Here is a 1887-nt window from a genome sequence, read left to right on the forward strand (position 1 = left end):
AGTATTTTTTGCGTCTCTGTGCCTTAGTGTGAAACGCATTTCTCGCAAAGACGCAAAGTCGCCAAGTTTTAAGGCAAAGAACAGCACATTTCCGAGTACCTCATTTTAACTCATTGTTTTTCAATGTAATGATATTCTCTTACGCTGCGCTGCACTGAGTAATAATATGAAGCAGTTTCCCGTTATAACCCCTTTTTATTACTTGCGAAACTTCAATAAAATAACAAACAGGTAGTTCCAAAAATGTAATTTCATTCATCATCTAAAGTGAAAAAAATAATCCTAATTTTGATCTTTAATTTACTAAAACTTGGACTATGATCAATTTAAAATCCTTAACCTTTAAATCCTGCAGCATTGTTATGTTTTCATTTTTATCTCTGATAGCCAGACCGCAGGGAAAAGCATTCCTGTTTTCCTATTTCACCGGGAACGGGGAAGATGGCCTGCACCTGGCGTACAGCACTGACGGATTAAAATGGCAACCTCTGAACAACGGCAAATCATATCTGGCGCCGACCATTGGGAAGGACAAACTGATGCGCGATCCCTGTATCCGGCAGGACAAAAGCGGAGTGTTCCAATTGGTTTGGACCAGCGGCTGGTGGGACAATGGAATTGGTTATGCCTCATCGCCCGATCTGATGAACTGGTCCGAAGAAAAAGAAATTCCTGTGATGCAGCAGGAACCCCAGGCTAAAAACTGCTGGGCACCTGAAATTTGCTACGATCCTAAGCATAAAGATTATCTTATTTTCTGGGCCACGACCATTACCGGACGATTTCCGGATCTCGCCTCTTCAGAGCGGGAAAAAGGGCTCAACCACAGAATCTATTATGTAAGTACCAAAGATTTTAAGACATTCAGTCCGACTAAACTTTTCTTTAATCCGGCTTTCAATGTAATTGATGCCACCATCATTCGGAAGGATAAATTTTTCTTTTTGATAGTAAAAAACGAAAATTCTAAACCTGCTGAAAAAAATATCCGTACAACAAAGTCGAAACATGCAGCAGGCCCCTATCCTGTTGAAGTATCTGCGCCAATTACAGGCAAATACTGGGCCGAAGGGCCATCGGCATTGCAGGTAGGCGATTATGTCTACGTTTACTTTGATAAATACACCGAACATAAATACGGGGCCGTACGGTCTAAAGACATGATTCACTGGGAGGACATCTCGGACCAGGTTTCATTTCCTGCAGGAACCAGGCATGGCAGCGCTTTTAAGGTTTCAAAAAATGTCCTGGACAAACTTCTAAATCACACAAGCCCAGATTAATTTGCATATTTTTATAAGTAGGTGATATATTTTAAATTAACAGAAATATTTCAAATTTCTTGAATCAAGAAACATTATATATTTTTGCACATTAAAAATTTCAATAAAATCAATATGAGTAAAAAGGACATTATTCTTCTCAACATTTACGGAATAGACAAGCCCGGACTTACCTCCTCACTTACTCAAATTCTGGCCACTTACAACGTTAACATTCTGGATATAGGACAGGCCGTGATCCACGACAGGCTCGACCTGGGTATACTTTTGGAAGTACCCCAGGAATCAGAATCTTCTCCTATACTGAAAGATTTGCTGTTTAAAGGCTATGAATTAGGGATTAAGGTAAAATTTACCCCTATCAACGAGGATGATTATAACCATTGGGTAAGCCAGCAAGGTAAAGAACGATATATAGTTACCCTTCTTGGCCGGAGAATCCTGGCAACTCAAATTGCCGAAGTAACCAATGCAGTTTACCGGCAGAAATTAAACATTGATTTTATTTCCCGTTTAAGCGGGCGACTCAAGCTGGATGATGAAGAAACCCAAGACACTAAAGCTAAGGCTTGTGTTGAATTTTCAGTCAGAGGTACGCCAATTG

2 protein-coding genes are annotated in these 1887 nt (G+C 40.2%); both read left to right on the forward strand.

All coding sequences use genetic code 11. The features are described 5' to 3' along the window. Window positions 1–362 precede the first annotated feature (362 nt). On the forward strand, window positions 363–1283 hold the full coding sequence (locus Q8907_16810) for a glycoside hydrolase family 43 protein (GenBank protein MDP4275930.1): 921 nt from the start codon (window positions 363–365) through the stop codon (window positions 1281–1283). A 114-nt stretch (window positions 1284–1397) separates the two neighbouring features. Further along, window positions 1398–1887 (forward strand): ACT domain-containing protein (locus Q8907_16815; GenBank protein MDP4275931.1); only part of this gene is annotated, 490 nt, incomplete at its 3' end.

It is taken from the genome of Bacteroidota bacterium (genome assembly GCA_030706565.1).
Lineage (GTDB): Bacteria > Bacteroidota > Bacteroidia > Bacteroidales > JAUZOH01 > JAUZOH01.

Bases quoted from the DNA above. Each gene is read 5' to 3' on its own strand.
- Q8907_16810 (MDP4275930.1), top strand. From the start codon at position 363: ATGTTTTCATTTTTATCTCTGATAGCCAGACCGCAGGGAAAAGCATTC.